Genomic DNA, 19,778 nt, shown 5'->3' with positions numbered 1-19,778 from the left:
GCATAAAAATAGTATCTTTTATGACAAAAAACACATTATTTAGGGAAATAAAAAATAATTTTGTAATATTTCTACATAAAAGTGTCAAGAAACAGTAATATTTAAAGGGTATGATAGAACTATAGAAAGAAGGAGAATTTTCAAATATGAAATCAACAACTAAAAAGATTAAAACAACTCTTGCAGGAGTAGCTGCCTTGTTTGCAGTATTTGCTCCATCATTTGTATCTGCTCAAGAATCATCAACTTACACAGTTAAAGAAGGTGATACACTTTCAGAAATCGCTGAAACTCACAACACAACAGTTGAAAAATTGGCAGAAAACAACCACATTGATAACATTCATTTGATTTATGTTGGTCAAGAGTTGGTTATCGATGGTCCTGTAGCGCCAGCAGCACCAGCGCCAACTACTTATGAAGCACCAGCTGCTCAAGATGAGGCTGTTTCAGCTCCAGTGGCAGAAACTACAGAGGTAGAGGAAGAAACTCCAGTAGTAAGTGAAACAGTAGCAGAAGAAACAGTTGTTTCAACTGTAAGCGGATCTGAAGCAGAAGCCAAAGAATGGATCGCTCAAAAAGAATCAGGCGGTAGCTATACAGCTACAAATGGACGTTATATCGGACGTTACCAATTGACAGATTCATACCTGAACGGTGACTACTCAGCTGAAAACCAAGAACGTGTAGCAGATGCCTACGTTGCAGGACGTTACGGTTCATGGTCAGCCGCTAAAAACTTCTGGCTTAACAACGGCTGGTATTAAGAAAATATAGAAAAGGAAGTCTCAATGGCTTTCTTTTTAGTTTACAAAGATGTTAACTTCACGCTCTAGCTCTGTTAGTAAGTGTTCATCTTCTACTAGTTTAGCTAAGGAGAGTCCATTCTCTATTAACTGAGCATCATTAGCACAAATGCCGATACGAATATAGGCAAACGCAAGTGTATCATACTGTTTGCTTGCTTTTGCCTCCTCTAAGAGAGTGTAGCAAAGCTGTTTGCAAAGCAACTTATCACCATTGTAAAGATAAAGAGTTGAGAGATTCAGAAGTAACATCATACGAAGCTGAAAGATAGAACTATAGTGTTTATAAACCTCTAGTCGTTCGAGAATTTTTTCGGTAATCTGATGAATATACTCTATAGGAAAAGCAAAGAGAATGGTATTAAGGACTTTGAGGTCGCTCTCATACCAAGTATCTTGTTTCTCAATCTTATCCCATAATCTATTTACAATGTTGTCAACCTTACTTGACAATTTTTCTATCCCATTTTCACGGATGTAGATAACGATTTCGAGCATATCTTGTAACTGCTGGATGGGGAAATCATGATGTGTTTTTAGATAATGTTGACATTTTTTGAGTAATTTACTTAAGTCGCTCGTACCACTAATAGAAGCCATTTTTAGAAAAGTCTGCATGATAGTTGATCGTTCACTTGGGTGGTAGAGATGGCAAATATAGTCAAACTCTTCAAAACTCATATTGATTTGACGGAGAAGAAACTCCATATTTTCATATTTAGGAGTTGCCTTACCACTTTCAATCTTTGATAGGCTGGTTCTTGAGAGAACATTTCCACAGACCTCTTCTTGGGTCAATCCTTTTGACTCGCGTATTTCTTTATAAACATTTCCAAAATCGTAGCGCATGATTTCCTCCTTTTCGTGAAAAAAGTTAACAATAAATTGAAACTGATTAAAAATATTGTATCATAGTAACAGGAATAGTAAAAAAGAAAACTAAAATAATGTGTGAAAAAAGTTAACTAATTTTAAAATAGAATAAAGAAGAGGTATACTATAGATACAAAATATAGATAGGAGGGAAAAAGTATGAATAAAAAAGTTTTTCGCTTTTTAGTTGTTCTTGCTTTCTTATTTAGCATTGCTACGGTTTTCCCATGGAAATGGCCGATATAATGCGCTAGTTGCAAAAATGAAAGGAAGATGAGTCCAATGGATAATTTTTAAATAATTTATAATAGGGGAACTAAAATTATATTTTTAAATTAGTTTTATGGCAATTGAATAGAATAACCGATAGACTGGAGGTAGAAAGATGTTTAATAGATTGAGTAAAAGTTTAAGTTTGTTGATGATTATTACGATGTTGAGCGCAGTGTCAATACCTAGCTTTGTGGCTTATGCGGATGACAATTCATCACCTAGTATTCAATTGACTTCCGAAGAAAGAGAAATAGCATCTGAATTTCGTTATTTATTTGAAATTGCTAGTTACTTGGATGAAAATGGTAATCGAGTGATTGATATGGATGCTTTACAACAGACTTATGGTAAAGAACAAGCTCCTTATATAGCGGAGGGAATTCGAATATTATCGGATCCAAAGGAAACAGATATAGTTCTGCAGAATATGAAGTCTGATTTTTATTCTAGGAGTTGGATGAGTTGTATGCTGGACTCCACTATAGACTTTTTGGGAATAAATTTATTAACAGATATATTCGGTGGAGGTCTGGGAGGGCTATCAGGACTTATTCAAAAGAAAGCGTGGCCAAAGATTGCAAAATTGGTATTAAAATCTACCGTAAAAACTTCTGGTGTGGCAATTGCAGCTACTTTGTCATGGTATAGTTTAAAATGTTTAAACCAATAAAATATACAGTAACGGTTTTCACTATCTTAGCCTATATTATTTGGTTTTGGATGAGGATGAAATTAACTGATTTAATTGGACTTTTTATTGTAACACTGATGATTGAAAATTTTATTTTTTATTTTTTCAATGATAAAAAGAAAAAATAGGAATTTCTCTTGTTTACTAAAGTTAATAATCTAAATTTACCTCATCTCAATTAGCTAAATTTAATGTAGCTGTTGTTGTAGCAGGAGTAGCATTAAATGCTATCTCTTGTTAGGGGACTTAGTTCGCATATAGTAGGAAAAGTATTTTATAGTAGATTGAATTAGGAAGAGACAACGTAATTAAGATATTTGAGTCTGGGACAAAAGTCTAACCTTAAATATAAAAAGCGAACAAAAACAAGTTATATGGCACTCATAATTCTATTTTGTTCGTTTTTTTGTCTAATCTATCGATTTTAAAAACTTATAATAAAGAATTCGTAAAATCAAAATCTTTTTGTCCCAGACTCGTCTTGTTCTAACCTCAATATACTATAATATAAGTCGTCTCTACCCTATGTTGATTAGATTAAGTCGTGAATCAGGAGGTTAAGTGATGAACTACAATTTAAAATATCTTTTATCAGGAATATTTGTCCTAGTCTTTATAGGTTTCCTAGTCTAGATGCGTTATTTTAATCAGAAGAAGGAAGAAGCGCATTCGGATGTGTCTTTTGAAACGAGGTTAGATAGTGAGGTCAAGACCTTATATAAACAACTAGGATTGGGTGAGGAGCCTCATTATTTCTTAGCCTATCGCTACCTACATCCCTGGTTTGATTTGGCGATTTTACCACCAACAGTTGAAATTTTCTTAACTAAAATAGCGCTGGTGATGGTGACTCCAGATGAACTACTGATAAGAAATCTTGGGAATGGGATGACTTTCACAAGTGAGCATCATCGTGATTTGCGGCAAGGACTTATCCGCATTCTAAAATCAGAGATGAAAGAATTTGAGATTCGTAACTGGAAAAGAGTTTTTATATTTGGCGATTTTTTGACAATTAAAACAAGCCAACATAGCTATTATTTACAGGTTAGAGATGATGGACTTCAAAAAGGAAGTCTTTCTACCAAACATTTCTCCGACTTGAAACGACAAGATTTTCTCGGATTATTAACAGATAAAAGAACATTCTGATAGACGATTGCTCTAGTGGCTTATTGTAAACTTTACAAATGAGCTGTAAATACTAGAATCTATTTAGAAAGGCAATTCCTATGAAAAATAAAATTTTAATCATTGTCTATCTTTTAGCCTCGCTAATCATCAGTTTTGTAATCTTTTCACTTTTGAATATTGATTTTAAATGGTGGACAACTCTGGCTATAAGTGCAGGATTTATTTACACCTATTTAAAATTTAGTAAAAAATAAAAAGTACCTGCACCTATCTCGCTTTCGTCTCTTCACGGGAGGTATTTCTATGAAAAAAATCAGTCATCTTTGTATGCTCTTGCTCTTGCTGTGTACTACGTTTTTTGTCCTGAATGTAAATGTTACACGAGAAATAGTGCGGATTCAGGAGATGGGCAAGACAACTTATTCATTTGACTTGTACTTGAAAGATGTCACTAAACCGACAGAAACGATTCTCCAGTTTTTTGAAGAGGTTGCAAGTCAAGACAAGGTCTCTATTATCAAAGTAGATAATGGCGATGAGGCCGTCAAGGCTGGTGTTTTTAATAAGGAAACCTTCCCCTATCAGGAGTTCGGTCTGACTTCTCTTGATTTTTCAAAGAATGAGAAGGGAGTCTATAGCAACCAGGACCTTCCCAATAATCTAGGAACCATTCCCACCTTTTTAAAGGTGAAACTCATTCGACTCCAGACCTTTCGATCCTATATTGAGGATAAATCCCATACTGTAAATGGGCGCTACATGATTACCTCCAGCAAAGAGATAGATCGTGATACCATTCTACAAAAGTGGAGTGATTTTTTCCAGATAGATAAGACGATTTTATTAGAACCCACTTACCGAAGTCAGGTTGGAGTGCTAAATCAAGAGTTGTTACTATCTATCATTATCTTTATCTTGGCAATCTTGCTTGTGATTTTAATGACAGTTTATCAGCCGATGATGGAGATGAAACGAGTGGGGGTTCAAAAGTTACTTGGTTTTCAAAGCAGGGCGATTTTAGCTGGTTTTGTAAAGACTAATTTTTATCTTCTCTTGGGTGGAAGTCTTGTTATTGACTTGGGACTATTTTTAGTGCTGGACTATAGACCAAAACTTTTGTTCCCAAGTTTACTCTTATCCCAATTTCTACTTTTACAGTTGTATTTGTTCATCAGTTGGCTGACCTACCTGATGATTCAGAAAATGACAGTCAGTTCCATGTTGAAAGGTTTTTCATCTGTCAAACTTGGTCTTATCTTCAATTATGTGATGAAAATAGGGACAACTATTTTACTGACGGCCTTACTGATTGGGGTGGGCAGAAGTTTAGAACAAGAAAACAAAGAACTTGCTTATCAGCAACAGTGGGTAAGTCAAGGTAATTACCTGACCTTGGAAACCTTCAAACTCAATGATAATCTGTGGCAAGAAGAGCTAGCAGGGTCAGGGAAATCTACAGATTATTTCTATCGATTTTATCAGGATTTGGTAGAAAAAACGCAGGCGGGCTATGTGCAGAGTAGCAGTCTTCCTGTAAAAAATTTTGTCCAATCAGAACAGATTCAGCAATATCAGTTAACAGATACGGTGGATGTTTACTATGCTAATAGCAATTTTCTAAAGAGCAAGGGATTCAAGTTACCAGATACCGGCACTAAAAAGGTGATTTTGTTGCCAGCCAGTGACAAAGGACAAGAAGGTAAGAATCAGTTCTTGGGAAAATCCATCGCCTATCTTTCTCTGAGGTATGAAGATCAGCAAAAGCAAACAATAGAAGATATGGATGTAGAAATTGCCTACTATGAAGGAGATTGGTCTTTCTTCCCTTATAATAATGAGCGAAAGGAAAATCTCTCCAATCCAATTATTAGCTTGGTCAATGATTCTGATATGATGTGGGATGAGAAAGCCTCCCTGTCAACAACTGGCTTAAATAATCCGATTAAAATTGAAAATACGGTTCAACATCAAAAAGAGATTACAGAGTTAGTTGAGAAATTGTCAGATGGAAATTATTTAAAATTTTCATCTATTCAAGCCATTCAAGAGGGGATGGTTGATACCTATCGAGATTCTGTTCGTAATTTTAACGTTCTTTTTGCCTTATTTGCTCTTCTCAGTATGATTGTCTCCTACTTTTTACTCGTTACCACTTTCTTGTTGAAGCGCAGGGATATCATTACCAAGAAGTTTATGGGGTGGAAACTGGTCGATCGCTACCGTCCTCTCCTCGTTCTGCTCTTGCTGGGCTATAGTCTGCCTCTTCTAGTCTTGATTTTCTTTGCCCATGCGCTCTTGCCACTCCTGCTGTTTGCAGGCTTTACATGTTTGGATATACTATTTGTGCTAGCCTTGGCTTCTAGGATGGAGAAAAGAAGTCTAGTAGAGTTATTGAAAGGGGGCATCTTATGATTGAGTTGGAAAATATTACCAAAACCATTGGGGGAAAAGTGATTTTGGATAACTTATCTCTCAGGATTGATCAGGGGGATTTGGTAGCCATTGTTGGCAAAAGTGGTAGTGGTAAGTCGACCTTGTTAAATTTATTGGGTTTGATAGATGGTGATTATAGCGGACGGTATGAGATTTTTGGTCAGACAAATCTAGCGGTCAATTCTGCTAAGTCGCAAACAATAATCCGTGAACATATCTCTTATCTGTTTCAAAATTTTGCCCTGATTGATGATGAAACGGTCGAGTACAATCTTATGCTGGCGCTGAAATATGTGAAATTGTCTAAGAAAGATAAGCTCAAAAAGGTGGAAGAAATTTTAGAGAGAGTAGGTTTGTCAGCTACTTTGCATCAAAAGGTTTCCGAGTTGTCTGGTGGGGAGCAACAACGAATTGCAGTTGCTAGAGCCATCTTAAAACCCAGCCAGCTGATTTTAGCCGATGAACCAACAGGTTCTCTGGACCCTGAAAATAGAGATTTGGTCTTGAAGTTTCTCCTAGAGATGAATCGAGAGGGGAAAACAGTCATTATTGTGACCCACGATGCTTATGTAGCCCAACAATGTCATCGCGTCATTGAATTGGGCAAGGGGGAATGAGTTAGTTCGGCTTCTTTTGACTGGCTGAATACTCATGTTTTCAGAGAGAAATAGCATAAATACGCCTAGGAATGACATTTTTATGTAGTATTTCTAGGTTTTTTTGTTTCAAATTGAAAAATTTTTCAATTTAGGCTTGACAAACGATGAGGATAGGAGTATTATTTATACAACCAAAAAGAATAAACATAAAGGAGGCTTTGTTATGAATAAGATGAAGAAGGTGTTGATGACGATGTTTGGTTTAGTGATGCTCCCCCTACTATTTGCTTGTAGTAACAATCAATCGGCTGGAATTGAAGCTATCAAGTCCAAAGGAAAATTGGTTGTAGCCCTCAATCCAGATTTTGCTCCATTTGAATACCAAAAAGTGGTTGATGGGAAAAATCAGATTGTGGGTTCAGATATTGAATTAGCCAAGGCTATCGCAACAGAACTAGGTGTCGAATTGGAACTATCACCCATGAGTTTTGACAATGTACTGGCTAGTGTTCAATCAGGAAAAGCCGATCTTGCCATATCTGGTGTTTCTAAGACAGATGAACGGAGCAAGGTGTTTGACTTTTCAACTCCCTACTATACTTCAAAAAATAAGCTCATTGTCAAAAAATCTGATTTAGCCACTTATCAGTCTGTCAACGACTTGGCGCAGAAAAAGGTCGGAGCGCAGAAAGGTTCGATTCAAGAGACGATGGCGAAAGATTTGCTACAAAATTCATCCCTCGTATCTCTGCCTAAAAATGGGAATTTAATTACAGATTTAAAATCAGGACAAGTGGATGCCGTTATCTTTGAAGAACCAGTTGCCAAGGGATTTGTGGAAAATAATCCTGATTTAGCAATCGCAGACCTCAATTTTGAAAAAGAGCAAGATGATTCCTACGCGGTCGCCATGAAAAAAGATAGCAAGGAATTGAAAGAGGCAATCGATAAAACCATTCAAAAGTTGAAGGAGTCTGGAGAATTAGACAAACTCATTGAGGATGCCTTTAAAGCGTCCATTGAAAAATAGAAAGAAGGAAAAGAATATGAGTAAAGAAAAAGTAATTTTGGCCTATTCTGGCGGTTTAGACACATCAGTTGCTATTACCTGGCTGAAGAAAGACTATGATGTTGTTGCAGTTTGTATGGATGTGGGTGAAGGGAAAGACTTAGATTTCATCCATGATAAGGCTCTCAAGGTTGGGGCAGTCGAATCTTATGTCATTGATGTCAAGGACGAATTTGCTACAGATTATGTGCTAGTAGCTCTCCAGTCACATGCCTATTATGAACAAAAGTACCCCTTGGTATCTGCCTTGAGCCGCCCTCTTATTTCTAAAAAATTGGTTGAAATAGCGCATCAGACAGGAGCGACTACAATTGCTCATGGTTGTACAGGTAAGGGGAATGACCAAGTACGTTTTGAAGTATCGATTGCAGCCTTGGATCCCAATTTAAAAGTGATTGCGCCAGTTCGTGAATGGAAATGGTCTCGGGAGGAAGAAATTCATTATGCAAAGGAAAATGGGGTACCTGTTCCTGCTGACCTTGACAATCCCTACTCTGTTGACCAAAATCTTTGGGGACGTGCTAATGAGTGTGGTGTTTTGGAAAATCCATGGAATCAGGCTCCAGAAGAAGCCTTTGGCATCACAACTTCTCCAGAGCAAGCTCCAGATACGCCAGAATACATTGAAATTGAGTTTAGTGAAGGTGTTCCAGTTTCTCTCAATGGAGAAGTGCTAAAATTGGCAGATTTGATTCAAAAACTCAATGAAATAGCTGGAAAACATGGGGTCGGACGGATTGACCACGTGGAAAATCGTTTGGTTGGGATTAAATCAAGAGAAATCTATGAGTGTCCAGGGGCAGTGACCTTGCTGACAGCTCATAAGGAAATTGAGGACTTGACGCTTGTGAGAGAAGTGGCTCATTTTAAACCAATCATAGAAAATGAATTATCAAATCTCATTTATAATGCTTTGTGGTTTAGTCCGGCTACACAAGCCTTGATTGCTTATATTAAAGAGACTCAAAAAGTTGTCAATGGAACTGCAAAAGTCAAACTCTATAAGGGGAGTGCTCAGGTTGTAGCTCGGAAATCACCAAATTCTCTTTACGATGAAAATTTGGCGACGTATACCAGTGCAGATACCTTTGACCAAGATGCAGCTGTTGGCTTTATTAAGTTGTGGGGACTTCCAACCAAGGTTCATTCTGAGGTTCAAAAAAGCGCCAAATAGGACGATTGGATAGAGAGGTGGATGTGATATGGCTAAGAATACAAAATTATGGGGTGGTCGCTTTGAAGGTACTGTCGAAGACTGGGTAGAGCGCTTTGGTGCGAGTATATCTTTTGACCAGAAATTAGCTAAATTTGATATGATTGGTTCTTTAGCCCACGTTCAGATGTTGGGTCAGACGGGCATTTTGAGTTTGAAGGAGTCAGAAAAGATTCAAGCAGGTTTGAAAGAGCTTTTAGAAGAGCTAGAGGCAGGTCAACTTGACTTTGATATCGTAAACGAAGATATTCATATGAATATGGAAGTGTTGCTGACAGAAAAAATCGGTCCCCTTGCAGGGAAGTTACATACAGCTCGTTCTCGAAATGACCAAGTTGCGACAGATATGCACTTGTATCTCAAGGAGCAACTAGGTCATGTCCTAGATAAACTGACTCATCTCAAGGGTGTTTTATTAGACTTGGCGGAAAATCATGTGGAGACGATTATGCCGGGCTATACCCATCTGCAACATGCCCAGCCTATTAGTTTTGCCCACCACCTGATGGCTTACTACAATATGTTTCAGAGAGACAGTGAACGTTTTGAATTTAACCAGAAGCATACAGACCTATGCCCTCTAGGTGCGGCAGCTTTGGCAGGGACGACTTTCCCCATTGATCGCCAATTGTCTAGCGATTTGTTAGAGTTTAAGCAACCTTATACAAATTCTTTGGATGCTGTTAGTGACCGCGATTTTATCTTAGAATTTCTATCCAATGCCAGCATACTCATGATGCATATGAGCCGTTTTTGCGAAGAAATGATCAATTGGTGTAGTTTTGAGTACCAATTCATTACCTTGTCAGATACGTTTACAACAGGTTCCTCTATTATGCCCCAAAAGAAAAATCCAGATATGGCTGAGTTGATTCGAGGAAAGACTGGCAGAGTTTATGGGAATCTGTTTGGACTGTTGACAGTCATGAAGTCCTTGCCTTTAGCTTATAATAAGGATTTGCAAGAGGATAAGGAAGGAATGTTTGACACGGTCGAAACGATTTTAAATTCCCTTGATGTATTGGCAGGTATGTTATCCAGCTTGCAGGTAAACAAGGAAAAAATGCAAGAATCTACAGAGAAGGACTTTTCAAATGCAACTGAGTTAGCAGATTATTTGGCAGGGAAAGGTTTGCCATTTAGAGAAGCTCATGAGGTTGTGGGAAGATTAGTGTTAGACTCTATCAAGTCTGCTAAAAATATTCAAGATTGGACTTTGGAGGAATTACAAACCTATCATTCCCTCATTGCCGAGGATATTTATGTCTACTTACAACCTAAAACTGCTGTTCAAAGACGAAATTCCTTGGGAGGTACAGGATTTGACCAAGTGAAATACCAAATTGCAGTCGCTAAGAAAGCGAATGAAGCTAGAAAGTGCTAGATTGATAGGTTCAGAATAAGAGGCTGGTAGATTGACAGCCTCTTTCTTGTCTTCTCCAACCAAGCGTGTTATAATGAATACTGCTCAAGCGACCTTCAATCGTGAAGCACACACGACCTTCAATCGTGAATAAACGAATAGATGGGAGACTTACCATGAGTGATAACTCTAAAACACGTGTTGTCGTGGGGATGAGTGGTGGTGTCGATTCGTCGGTGACGGCTCTTCTTCTCAAGGAGCAGGGCTACGATGTGATCGGTATCTTCATGAAGAACTGGGATGACACAGATGAAAACGGCGTTTGTACGGCGACCGAAGATTACAAGGATGTGGCTGCGGTGGCAGACCAGATTGGCATTCCGTACTACTCTGTCAATTTTGAAAAAGAGTACTGGGACCGCGTTTTCGAGTATTTCCTAGCGGAATACCGTGCAGGGCGCACGCCAAATCCAGATGTTATGTGCAACAAGGAGATCAAGTTCAAGGCCTTTTTGGACTATGCCATGACCTTGGGGGCAGACTATGTAGCGACTGGTCACTATGCTCGTGTAGCGCGTGATGAGGATGGCACTGTTCACATGCTTCGTGGCGTGGACAATGGCAAGGATCAGACCTATTTCCTCAGCCAACTTTCGCAAGAACAACTCCAAAAAACCATGTTCCCACTGGGGCATTTGGAAAAGCCGGAAGTACGCAGACTAGCAGAAGAAGCAGGCCTTGCGACTGCTAAGAAGAAAGACTCGACAGGGATTTGCTTTATCGGAGAAAAGAACTTTAAAAATTTCCTCAGCAACTATCTGCCAGCTCAGCCTGGTCGTATGATGACAGTGGATGGTCGTGATATGGGTGAGCATGCTGGTCTGATGTACTATACGATTGGTCAGCGTGGAGGTCTCGGTATCGGTGGACAACACGGTGGTGACAATTCACCTTGGTTCGTTGTCGGAAAAGACCTAAGCAAGAATATTCTCTATGTAGGCCAAGGTTTCTACCATGACTCGCTCATGTCAACCAGCCTAGAGGCCAGTCAGGTTCACTTTACTCGTGAAATGCCAGAGGAATTTACGCTAGAATGCACAGCAAAATTCCGCTACCGTCAGCCTGATTCTAAGGTGACCGTCCATGTCAAAGGAGACAAGGCAGAGGTCATCTTTGCGGAACCACAACGCGCCATCACACCAGGTCAGGCAGTTGTCTTTTACGATGGCGAAGAGTGTCTAGGTGGTGGTTTGATTGACAATGCTTACCGCGACGGACAAGTTTGTCAGTACATTTAGATTGACAAATTTTCTCAATTTGCTACAATAATAAAAGCAATAGAAATGATGGTCAAAGCTCATGGATGTTGCAGGCTTTTTTGTCCTGCACTTCTTTGGAGTTTTGACTGTTTTTGTGTCGTTTAGAGGAAAGGACAAAAATGACTCAACAAGATTTTCGGACAAAAGCAGGAAATACAGTTTTTGGCGTTCGGGCGACAGCTTTGATTCTTCAAAATCGCAAACTCCTAGTTACCAAAGATAAGGGCAAGTATTACACTATCGGCGGTGCGATTCAAGTCAATGAAAGCACGGAAGACGCGGTAGTCCGTGAAGTGAGGGAAGAATTGGGTGTCAAAGCTCAAGCTGGCCAGCTAGCTTTCGTGGTTGAAAATCGTTTTGAACAGGACGGTGTTTCCTATCACAATATCGAGTTTCATTATCTGGTGGATTTGCTTGAAGATGCCCCATTGACCATGCAGGAAGATGAGAAGACGCAACCTTGCGAATGGATTGACTTGGACCAGCTCCAGAATATCCAGCTAGTTCCAGCCTTTCTAAAAACAGCCCTACCAGATTGGGACGACCAACTAAGACACATTCATCTTGAGGAATAGGAGAGAAACATGACTTATAATTTTACTGAAGAATACGATATTATTGTAATCGGTGCGGGACACGCTGGGGTTGAGGCTTCCTTAGCTGCTAGCCGTATGGGCTGTAAGGTCTTGCTTGCGACTATCAACATTGAAATGCTGGCTTTCATGCCTTGTAACCCCTCTATCGGTGGTTCTGCCAAGGGGATCGTTGTGCGTGAAGTTGATGCCCTCGGTGGCGAGATGGCCAAGACTATTGACAAGACTTACATCCAGATGAAGATGCTCAACACAGGGAAGGGGCCAGCTGTCCGTGCCCTTCGTGCGCAGGCTGACAAGGAACTTTACTCTAAGGAGATGCGCAAGACGGTTGAAAATCAAGAGAATCTGACCCTTCGTCAAACCATGATTGATGAGATTTTGGTGGAAGATGGCAAGGTTGTCGGTGTCCGTACAGCTACTCACCAAGAGTATGCTGCTAAGTCTGTTATCGTGACGACAGGGACTGCCCTCCGTGGGGAAATTATCATTGGAGACCTCAAGTACTCATCAGGTCCTAACCACAGCCTAGCTTCTATTAACCTTGCTGACAATCTCAAGGAACTGGGCCTCGAAATTGGTCGTTTCAAGACAGGGACACCTCCACGTGTCAAGGCTTCTTCAATCAACTACGATGTGACAGAGATTCAGCCAGGGGACGAAGCGCCTAATCACTTCTCATACACTTCACGTGATGAGGATTATGTCAAAGATCAAGTGCCATGCTGGTTGACCTATACCAATGGTACCAGTCATGAGATTATCCAAAACAACCTCCACCGTGCGCCTATGTTTACAGGTGTGGTCAAGGGAGTAGGGCCTCGTTACTGTCCGTCGATTGAGGACAAGATTGTGCGCTTTGCGGACAAGGAACGTCACCAACTTTTCCTAGAGCCAGAAGGGCGCAATACAGAGGAAGTTTATGTCCAAGGACTTTCAACCAGTCTGCCTGAGGATGTCCAACGTGACTTGGTTCATTCCATCAAAGGCTTGGAAAATGCTGAGATGATGCGAACTGGTTATGCCATTGAGTATGACATGGTCTTGCCTCACCAGTTGCGTGCGACTTTGGAAACCAAGAAAATCTCAGGACTCTTTACTGCTGGTCAGACAAATGGAACGTCAGGTTACGAAGAAGCTGCTGGCCAAGGGATTATCGCTGGTATCAATGCGGCTCTGAAAATCCAAGGCAAGCCTGAGTTGATTTTGAAGCGCAGTGATGGTTATATCGGAGTGATGATTGATGATTTGGTGACCAAGGGAACTATTGAACCCTATCGTCTCTTGACCAGTCGTGCTGAATACCGTCTCATTCTCCGCCATGACAATGCTGATATGCGTTTGACAGAGATGGGACGTGAGATTGGCCTTGTGGATGATGAACGCTGGGCTCGTTTTGAAATCAAGAAAAATCAATTTGAAAATGAGATGAAACGCTTAGACAGCATCAAACTCAAGCCAGTCAAGGAAACCAATGCTAAGGTTGAGGAGATGGGCTTCAAGCCGTTGACAGATGCAGTGACAGCCAAGGAATTCCTTCGCCGTCCAGAAGTTTCTTATCAAGATGTGGTGGCCTTCATCGGACCAGCTGCAGAGGACTTGGATGACAAGATTATCGAATTGATTGAAACAGAAATCAAGTACGAAGGCTATATTTCCAAAGCCATGGATCAGGTTGCCAAGATGAAACGCATGGAAGAAAAACGCATTCCAGCCAATATAGACTGGGATGACATTGATTCTATCGCAACGGAAGCCCGTCAGAAGTTCAAACTCATCAATCCAGAAACCATCGGCCAAGCCAGCCGTATTTCGGGAGTAAACCCAGCAGATATTTCTATTTTGATGGTGTATCTGGAAGGTAAAAATCGTAGTATTTCTAAAAATCAAGAAAAGAAAGCATAGAAAAAACAGCTCCTAAGACGGGGCTGTTTTATAATTTATTCTTCATCTGGTGTGAGGATCATCGGGATAATGATTGGTTCACGTTCTGTATTTTCATAGAGGAAGGGGCGAATAGCGTTGACAATGGCACCATTGACTGATTGCACGCTAGCGTCCTTGTTTTTCAGTGCGATACGAATTGCATTGAAGAGGATACGCTGGCTTTGGCGAATCAAGTCTCCAGACTCTCTCATGTAGACAAAGCCTCGGCTGAGGATGTCTGGACCAGATAGAATCATCTGAGACTTGAAGTCGACAGTTGCGACTGCCAGAACGACACCGTCTTCAGATAGATCGCGACGATCTTTAAGGACAGCAGCACCGATTTCACCGATACGATTTCCATCGACATAGATATCTTGGGCGTTGAAATGACCTGCGATACGAGCAGAATCTGCGGTAAGGGCAAGCACATCACCATTGCTCATGATAAAGATATTGTCCTTCTCAACACCAGTATCCACTGCTAGTCCAGCGTGGACTTTTTGCATGCGGTATTCACCGTGGACAGGCATGAAGTATTTTGGCTTAATCAAGCGGAGCATAAGTTTTTGCTCTTGCTGGCCACCGTGTCCAGATGTATGGATATTGTTAACCTTACCGTGGATAACTTCGACACCAGCTTCAGAAATGATGTTAATCAGCTTGTTGACGCTAGTCGTATTTCCAGGGATTGGACTAGAAGAGAAGATAACTGTATCACCTGGTTGGAGTTGTACCTGACGGTGGGTTCCGTTGGCGATACGAGAGAGGGCTGCCATCGGCTCCCCCTGGCTACCTGTACAGAGGATCAGAATTTCTCCTGCAGGGTAGTCTTTGATTTCATTTGGCTCGATAAAGGTTCCCTTAGGAGCTTTGATGTAGCCAAGATCGATTCCGTTGACAATGGCCTTTTCCATAGAACGACCAAAGACAGCGATCTTGCGCCCAGTCTTAACAGCAGCTTCTGTTGCTTGCTGGAGACGGAAGATATTTGAGGCAAAGGATGCAAAGATGATACGTCCCTCTATGCCTTGGATAATCTTCATGATGGACTGGCCAACGACTTTTTCAGAGTTGGTAAAGGTTGGAATTTCTGCATTTGTCGAGTCAGACAGGAGACAGAGTACACCGTCTTCACCAAGAGCTGCCATACGGTGCAAATCTGCTGGTTCACCAACTGGTGTTAAGTCAAACTTGAAGTCACCCGTACAGACAATTTTCCCTTGAGGAGTATGAATGACAATCCCCAAAGGTTCTGGAATAGAGTGAGTCGTTCTAAAGAAAGTTGCCTTGAGATTTTTAAAGGTCAACTCAGTGTTGTGGTTGATTTCGTAAAGTTTGGCGTTGCGCAAGAGGCCGTGTTCTTCGAGTTTCCCACGGATCAAAGCCAAGGCAAGCGGCCCAGCGTAGATAGGGACATTTGCTTGCTTGAGTAGGAATGGAATCCCACCGATGTGGTCCTCGTGTCCGTGTGTGATTAAGACAGCCTTGACGCGGTCGATATTGTCTACGATGTAAGAGTAGTCAGGAATGACGTAGTCGATACCCAGCAAATCATCTTCTGGGAATTTAATCCCAGCATCGACGATGATAATCTCGTCTTGGTATTCAATTCCGTATGTGTTTTTCCCGATTTCTCCCAGACCACCAATGGCAAAAACGCCAACTTCTTCAGGTTTAAGAGTATAGGCCATATTAGAACTCCGTGATTTCGAAGGCGCCAGTTTCTTTTTCGTAATCTAGCAATTTGTCAGACAAGAGTTCGATATACTCGATATTGTACTCTGGGCGATTTTCTTCGACAAGTTGGCGAGCAGCGATACGGCCCTCAAGTTCTGAGCTGGCATCGATGTCTAGGTATAGTGCGCGTGTTGTTTCACGACGTGGGCTACGTTCTTTTGTTTCTTGATAAAAAACTTTGTAAATCATATAGTTCCTTTCTATTTTACAGGTCAGCTTATTCCAAACTTTTAGCATAGATTTGCTTGATTTCATTCCATTTTGTGTCTAGATTGACCTTGATTCGTTACAATTATTTCAATTATACCACAAAATGAAAAATTAGTAAAAGACGGAAACGAGAAAGTCATGGGATAATTCCTTTAGTAAGCGCTTGCAAAAACGAAGAAAATGTGTTATATTGATAACGGAAGTGAAATTTATTGCTTGTCATAATTCCATATAGTTTTTAAGTCAAGGAGGTTGCCCTATGTATAACTTATTTGCTTTTGCTATCGGAGCTCGCTTGGTAGCTTTTATCGTTTTTGTTGCTTGTGTTTATGGAGGGAATCTTCTATTTGCCAAAATGGAACGACGACAAACTAAGTTCTTGTGGAAAATTACCTTTGTGACTCTCTACTCGCTTTTTCTCCTCCTCGTAACCTATGTCGTTTGGTTTGTATTTTACTTTGGATTAAATGCTTAGATGCCCCGCTTATGCTGGGGTTTTTTGTTTGGGGATAAAGAGATAGTAGATTTACTATACGAAAATTCCACCCCATCTATCCAGATGAGGCGGTTTTGCATTTTTTAAAATGACATGACAATGGAATTTTCAGAGCTTATTATTTTTATGGGAGTCATTGTTCTGCTCAAAAATAGAGTTGAAGCATAAAAATAAAACAATACAAACAGATAAATCGAATGGTAAAGGGATAGTAGTAATGTTTAAATCATTGAGAATGCTGAGCAAACTGTAAGAGATGAAGACAATAAAATTTATCCTTCTAAAAATGTGTTTCTTATCTAGCATGACTTACCAAACTTTTTACGAAGGTCTTTTCCAATGGTATAACCTGCCATAAATAAAGCGATACCAACACCTACACCAAAGCCACCCTTTATTTCTTGCAATTCCTTATTAGAAATTTCACAATAGTTGTTCAAATCTTTCATCATATTAATCTCCTCCTAAAAAATAACCAGCTGCCAAACCAGAACCTATAAGTGCTGTTCCACCTGCAATAGCTTTCCAAGATACTGCTACTCCAAAGATAACCAAGGGAGCGAGACCGCCATCAATATCTGATAATTCATTTTCAGATAAGGATAAAAATTGATTGTCAAGAACGTCAAAATTTGTCATTGAACTTTCCTCCTTTTTTCTTGTTCACTTTTATATTCGTAAAAGAAAAGGAAAAGTGAACATTTTTTTAAATTATTTTTAGTTAAGTGAGGGCACTCTTGTTTAGGGATAAAGAAAATTCCCATGTGCCAGCTTTTGTAGTATAATAGTAAGCAGACAAAAAGATAGGAATGTGTTATGAAAGTATTAGCTTTTGATACGTCCAGCAAGGCTCTTTCTCTCGCTATTTTAGAGGACAAGCAGGTTCTTGCCGAGACGACGATTAATATTAAGAAAAATCACAGTATTACCCTCATGCCAGCCATCGATTTTTTGATGGAGAGTTTGGACTGGACGCCCAAGGATTTGGACCGAATCGTGGTGGCAGAAGGGCCAGGTAGCTACACAGGCTTGCGAATTGCGGTCGCAACTGCCAAGACCTTAGCTCATACCCTGAACATCGAGTTGGTTGGTATGTCTAGCCTCTTGGCTCTGGTGCCATACCAACAAGAAGGCTTGTTCGTCCCTTTGATAGATGCGCGTCGCAACAATGTTTACGCAGGATTTTATGAAAATGCGAAACCTGTCATGCCAGAAGCGCACCTGCCTTTTGATCGAGTGATTGAGCTAATCAAGGGTGCTAGTCAGGTAACCTTTGTCGGAGAAGTTGGCCCCTTTGTTGAGCAGATTCAAGAACACTTGCCAAGGACTAATTTCAAAGAAACCTTGCCAAATGCAGCTAATCTAGCTCTCTGGGCCTGGGACAAGGCAGCAGACTCCTTGCACGACTTTGTGCCTAACTACCTCAAGCGTGTCGAGGCTGAGGAAAACTGGCTTAAGAACCACACAGAGTCTGGTGAGTCTTACATTAAACGCCTATGATAGAAATCAAACGAATCCAACAACAGCCTGAACTGGCTCAAGCCATCTACGCTGTCATGGTGGATGTTTACTCAGTCAGTCCTTGGACGCTGGAACAAATCCAAGCAGACCTGGCTCAAGACCAGACTTGGTATGCTCTGGCTTATGATGGGGCAGAAGTGATTGGTTTTCTAGCTGTTCAGGAAAATATCTTTGAAGCAGAAGTCCTGCAAATCGCTGTTAAAGGAGACTATCAGGGTCAGGGAATTGCATCAGCCTTGTTTGCTCAATTGCCGACAGACAAGGAGATTTTCCTAGAAGTCAGAAAGTCAAACCAACGAGCGCAAGCATTTTACAAGAAAGAAAAGATGGCAGTCATCGCTGAGCGAAAGGCCTACTACCATGATCCAGCCGAGGACGCCATCATTATGAAGAGAGAAATAGATGAAGGATAGATATATTTTAGCATTTGAGACATCCTGTGATGAGACTAGTGTTGCCGTCTTGAAAAACGACGATGAGCTCTTGTCCAATGTCATTGCTAGTCAAATTGAGAGTCACAAACGTTTTGGGGGCGTAGTGCCTGAAGTAGCCAGTCGTCACCATGTCGAGGTCATTACAGCCTGTATCGAGGAGGCACTGGCAGAAGCAGAGATTACAGAAGAGGATGTGACAGCTGTGGCAGTTACCTATGGACCAGGCTTGGTCGGAGCCTTGCTAGTTGGCTTGTCAGCTGCTAAGGCCTTTGCTTGGGCACATGGACTTCCACTTATCCCTGTTAACCACATGGCTGGTCACCTCATGGCAGCTCAAAATGTAGAGCCTTTGGAGTTTCCCTTGCTAGCCCTCTTGGTTAGCGGTGGACACACAGAGTTGGTTTATGTTTCGGAGGCTGGTGACTACAAGATTGTTGGGGAAACGCGAGATGACGCGGTTGGCGAGGCCTATGATAAGGTCGGCCGTGTCATGGGCTTGACCTATCCTGCTGGTCGTGAGATCGACAAGCTAGCTCATCAGGGACAGGATATTTATGATTTCCCTCGTGCCATGATCAAGGAAGATAATCTGGAGTTTTCATTCTCTGGTTTGAAGTCTGCCTTTATCAATCTTCACCACAATGCCGAGCAAAAGGGAGCGAGCTTGTCCACAGAGGATTTGTGTGCTTCCTTCCAAGCAGCTGTCTTGGATATTCTTATGGCAAAAACTAAGAAGGCTTTGGAGAAATACCCTGTTAAAACCCTTGTCGTGGCAGGTGGTGTGGCAGCCAATAAAGGTCTCAGAGAACGCCTGGCGGCTGAAATCACAGATGTCAATGTCATCATCCCACCTCTGCGCCTCTGCGGAGACAATGCAGGAATGATTGCCTATGCCAGCGTCAGTGAGTGGAACAAAGAAAACTTCTCAGGCTTGGACCTCAATGCCAAACCAAGTCTCGCTTTTGATACCATGGAATAAAATGGAGTCAGCTTAAGGCTGGCTTTTTCAATCACCAAAGTGTCAGAATATTTTGACAAAACTATAAAAATAATGATATAATATGCAAAAGCTAGGAGGTGGTAAG

At 40.8% G+C, this 19,778-nt stretch carries 19 protein-coding genes and 1 pseudogene; 15 read left to right on the top strand and 5 right to left on the bottom strand.

Annotated elements, in window-relative coordinates; translation table 11 throughout:
• The first annotated feature begins 146 nt into the window (after positions 1-146).
• Positions 147-767 (top strand): LysM peptidoglycan-binding domain-containing protein, encoded by a 621-nt coding sequence (locus OC529_RS08680; RefSeq protein ID WP_262081956.1) that lies wholly within the window; start codon positions 147-149, stop codon positions 765-767.
• Positions 768-803: 36 nt separating this feature from the next.
• Here the strand turns inward: OC529_RS08680 and OC529_RS08675 are convergent, their stop codons facing one another.
• Positions 804-1,655 (bottom strand): helix-turn-helix domain-containing protein, encoded by an 852-nt coding sequence (locus OC529_RS08675; RefSeq protein WP_262081955.1) that lies wholly within the window; start codon positions 1,653-1,655, stop codon positions 804-806.
• Positions 1,656-2,064: 409 nt separating this feature from the next.
• On the opposite strand from OC529_RS08675, the gene OC529_RS08670 reads away from it, so the two are divergent.
• The 10 genes and pseudogenes from OC529_RS08670 (at position 2,065) to mnmG (ending at position 14,271) form a co-directional block, all read left to right on the top strand.
• The gene (locus tag OC529_RS08670) at positions 2,065-2,622 is read left to right on the top strand and encodes a hypothetical protein (RefSeq protein WP_054383455.1); all 558 of its coding nucleotides are present in this window, start codon (positions 2,065-2,067) and stop codon (positions 2,620-2,622) included.
• A gap of 585 nt (positions 2,623-3,207) precedes the next feature.
• Positions 3,208-3,795 (top strand): annotated as a pseudogene (locus tag OC529_RS08665) (hypothetical protein).
• A 285-nt stretch (positions 3,796-4,080) separates the two neighbouring features.
• On the top strand, positions 4,081-6,189 hold the full coding sequence (locus OC529_RS08660; RefSeq protein WP_262081953.1) for a bacteriocin-associated integral membrane family protein: 2,109 nt from the start codon (positions 4,081-4,083) through the stop codon (positions 6,187-6,189).
• Complete coding sequence (locus OC529_RS08655; protein ID WP_138704930.1) at positions 6,186-6,827, top strand: ABC transporter ATP-binding protein; 642 nt, start codon at positions 6,186-6,188, stop codon at positions 6,825-6,827. Before OC529_RS08660 ends, OC529_RS08655 begins: the two co-directional genes overlap by 4 nt.
• A 205-nt stretch (positions 6,828-7,032) precedes the next feature.
• Positions 7,033-7,839: an ABC transporter substrate-binding protein gene (locus tag OC529_RS08650; RefSeq protein WP_262081952.1), complete on the top strand. Its 807-nt coding sequence runs from the start codon at positions 7,033-7,035 to the stop codon at positions 7,837-7,839.
• A gap of 16 nt (positions 7,840-7,855) precedes the next feature.
• Positions 7,856-9,052 (top strand): argininosuccinate synthase, encoded by a 1,197-nt coding sequence (locus tag OC529_RS08645; protein WP_138703219.1) that lies wholly within the window; start codon positions 7,856-7,858, stop codon positions 9,050-9,052.
• A gap of 28 nt (positions 9,053-9,080) precedes the next feature.
• A complete protein-coding gene (gene argH, locus OC529_RS08640; protein WP_262081951.1) occupies positions 9,081-10,475 on the top strand; it encodes an argininosuccinate lyase in 1,395 nt (464 codons plus the stop codon).
• A 155-nt stretch (positions 10,476-10,630) separates the two neighbouring features.
• Positions 10,631-11,752 (top strand): tRNA 2-thiouridine(34) synthase MnmA, encoded by a 1,122-nt coding sequence (gene mnmA, locus OC529_RS08635; protein ID WP_262081950.1) that lies wholly within the window; start codon positions 10,631-10,633, stop codon positions 11,750-11,752.
• Between the two features lie 140 nt (positions 11,753-11,892).
• Entirely contained in the window at positions 11,893-12,348 is a 456-nt protein-coding gene (locus OC529_RS08630) for an NUDIX hydrolase (RefSeq protein ID WP_262081949.1), read from the top strand.
• Positions 12,349-12,357: 9 nt separating this feature from the next.
• Positions 12,358-14,271 carry a tRNA uridine-5-carboxymethylaminomethyl(34) synthesis enzyme MnmG gene (mnmG, locus tag OC529_RS08625; protein ID WP_262081948.1) on the top strand — a complete coding sequence of 638 codons (1,914 nt, stop codon included), beginning with the start codon at positions 12,358-12,360 and terminating at the stop codon, positions 14,269-14,271.
• A 35-nt stretch (positions 14,272-14,306) separates the two neighbouring features.
• On the opposite strand, the gene rnjA is transcribed toward mnmG, so the two are convergent.
• Positions 14,307-15,986 carry a ribonuclease J1 gene (rnjA, locus tag OC529_RS08620; protein ID WP_050205233.1) on the bottom strand — a complete coding sequence of 560 codons (1,680 nt, stop codon included), beginning with the start codon at positions 15,984-15,986 and terminating at the stop codon, positions 14,307-14,309.
• 1 nt (position 15,987) lies between these two features.
• Entirely contained in the window at positions 15,988-16,221 is a 234-nt protein-coding gene (locus OC529_RS08615; RefSeq protein WP_000639572.1) for a DNA-dependent RNA polymerase subunit epsilon, read from the bottom strand.
• 280 nt (positions 16,222-16,501) lie between these two features.
• On the opposite strand from OC529_RS08615, the gene OC529_RS08610 reads away from it, so the two are divergent.
• Positions 16,502-16,717 (top strand): hypothetical protein, encoded by a 216-nt coding sequence (locus tag OC529_RS08610; RefSeq protein ID WP_000282482.1) that lies wholly within the window; start codon positions 16,502-16,504, stop codon positions 16,715-16,717.
• 320 nt (positions 16,718-17,037) lie between these two features.
• On the opposite strand, the gene cibB is transcribed toward OC529_RS08610, so the two are convergent.
• Both cibB and cibA read right to left on the bottom strand, forming a co-directional pair.
• Positions 17,038-17,190: a fratricide two-peptide bacteriocin subunit CibB gene (cibB, locus tag OC529_RS08605; RefSeq protein ID WP_000974044.1), complete on the bottom strand. Its 153-nt coding sequence runs from the start codon at positions 17,188-17,190 to the stop codon at positions 17,038-17,040.
• Position 17,191: 1 nt separating this feature from the next.
• Positions 17,192-17,377 carry a fratricide two-peptide bacteriocin subunit CibA gene (gene cibA / locus OC529_RS08600; RefSeq protein WP_000180841.1) on the bottom strand — a complete coding sequence of 62 codons (186 nt, stop codon included), beginning with the start codon at positions 17,375-17,377 and terminating at the stop codon, positions 17,192-17,194.
• A 177-nt stretch (positions 17,378-17,554) separates the two neighbouring features.
• Here cibA and tsaB point away from each other — a divergent pair, with 177 nt between their 5' ends.
• The 3 genes from tsaB to tsaD are packed head-to-tail and all read left to right on the top strand — an operon-like array spanning position 17,555 to position 19,672.
• A complete protein-coding gene (gene tsaB / locus OC529_RS08595) occupies positions 17,555-18,238 on the top strand; it encodes a tRNA (adenosine(37)-N6)-threonylcarbamoyltransferase complex dimerization subunit type 1 TsaB (RefSeq protein ID WP_000865719.1) in 684 nt (227 codons plus the stop codon).
• Positions 18,235-18,672: a ribosomal protein S18-alanine N-acetyltransferase gene (rimI, locus tag OC529_RS08590; RefSeq protein ID WP_000569844.1), complete on the top strand. Its 438-nt coding sequence runs from the start codon at positions 18,235-18,237 to the stop codon at positions 18,670-18,672. The genes tsaB and rimI overlap by 4 nt, the downstream gene beginning before the upstream one ends.
• A complete protein-coding gene (tsaD, locus tag OC529_RS08585) occupies positions 18,662-19,672 on the top strand; it encodes a tRNA (adenosine(37)-N6)-threonylcarbamoyltransferase complex transferase subunit TsaD (protein ID WP_262081947.1) in 1,011 nt (336 codons plus the stop codon). Before rimI ends, tsaD begins: the two co-directional genes overlap by 11 nt.
• Positions 19,673-19,778 lie beyond the last annotated feature (106 nt).

It is taken from the genome of Streptococcus sp. Marseille-Q5855, from assembly GCF_946901985.1.
Lineage (GTDB): Bacteria > Bacillota > Bacilli > Lactobacillales > Streptococcaceae > Streptococcus.
Note: the sequence above shows the minus strand (reverse complement) of the source record. Positions and strands in the feature narration are given on the sequence as shown.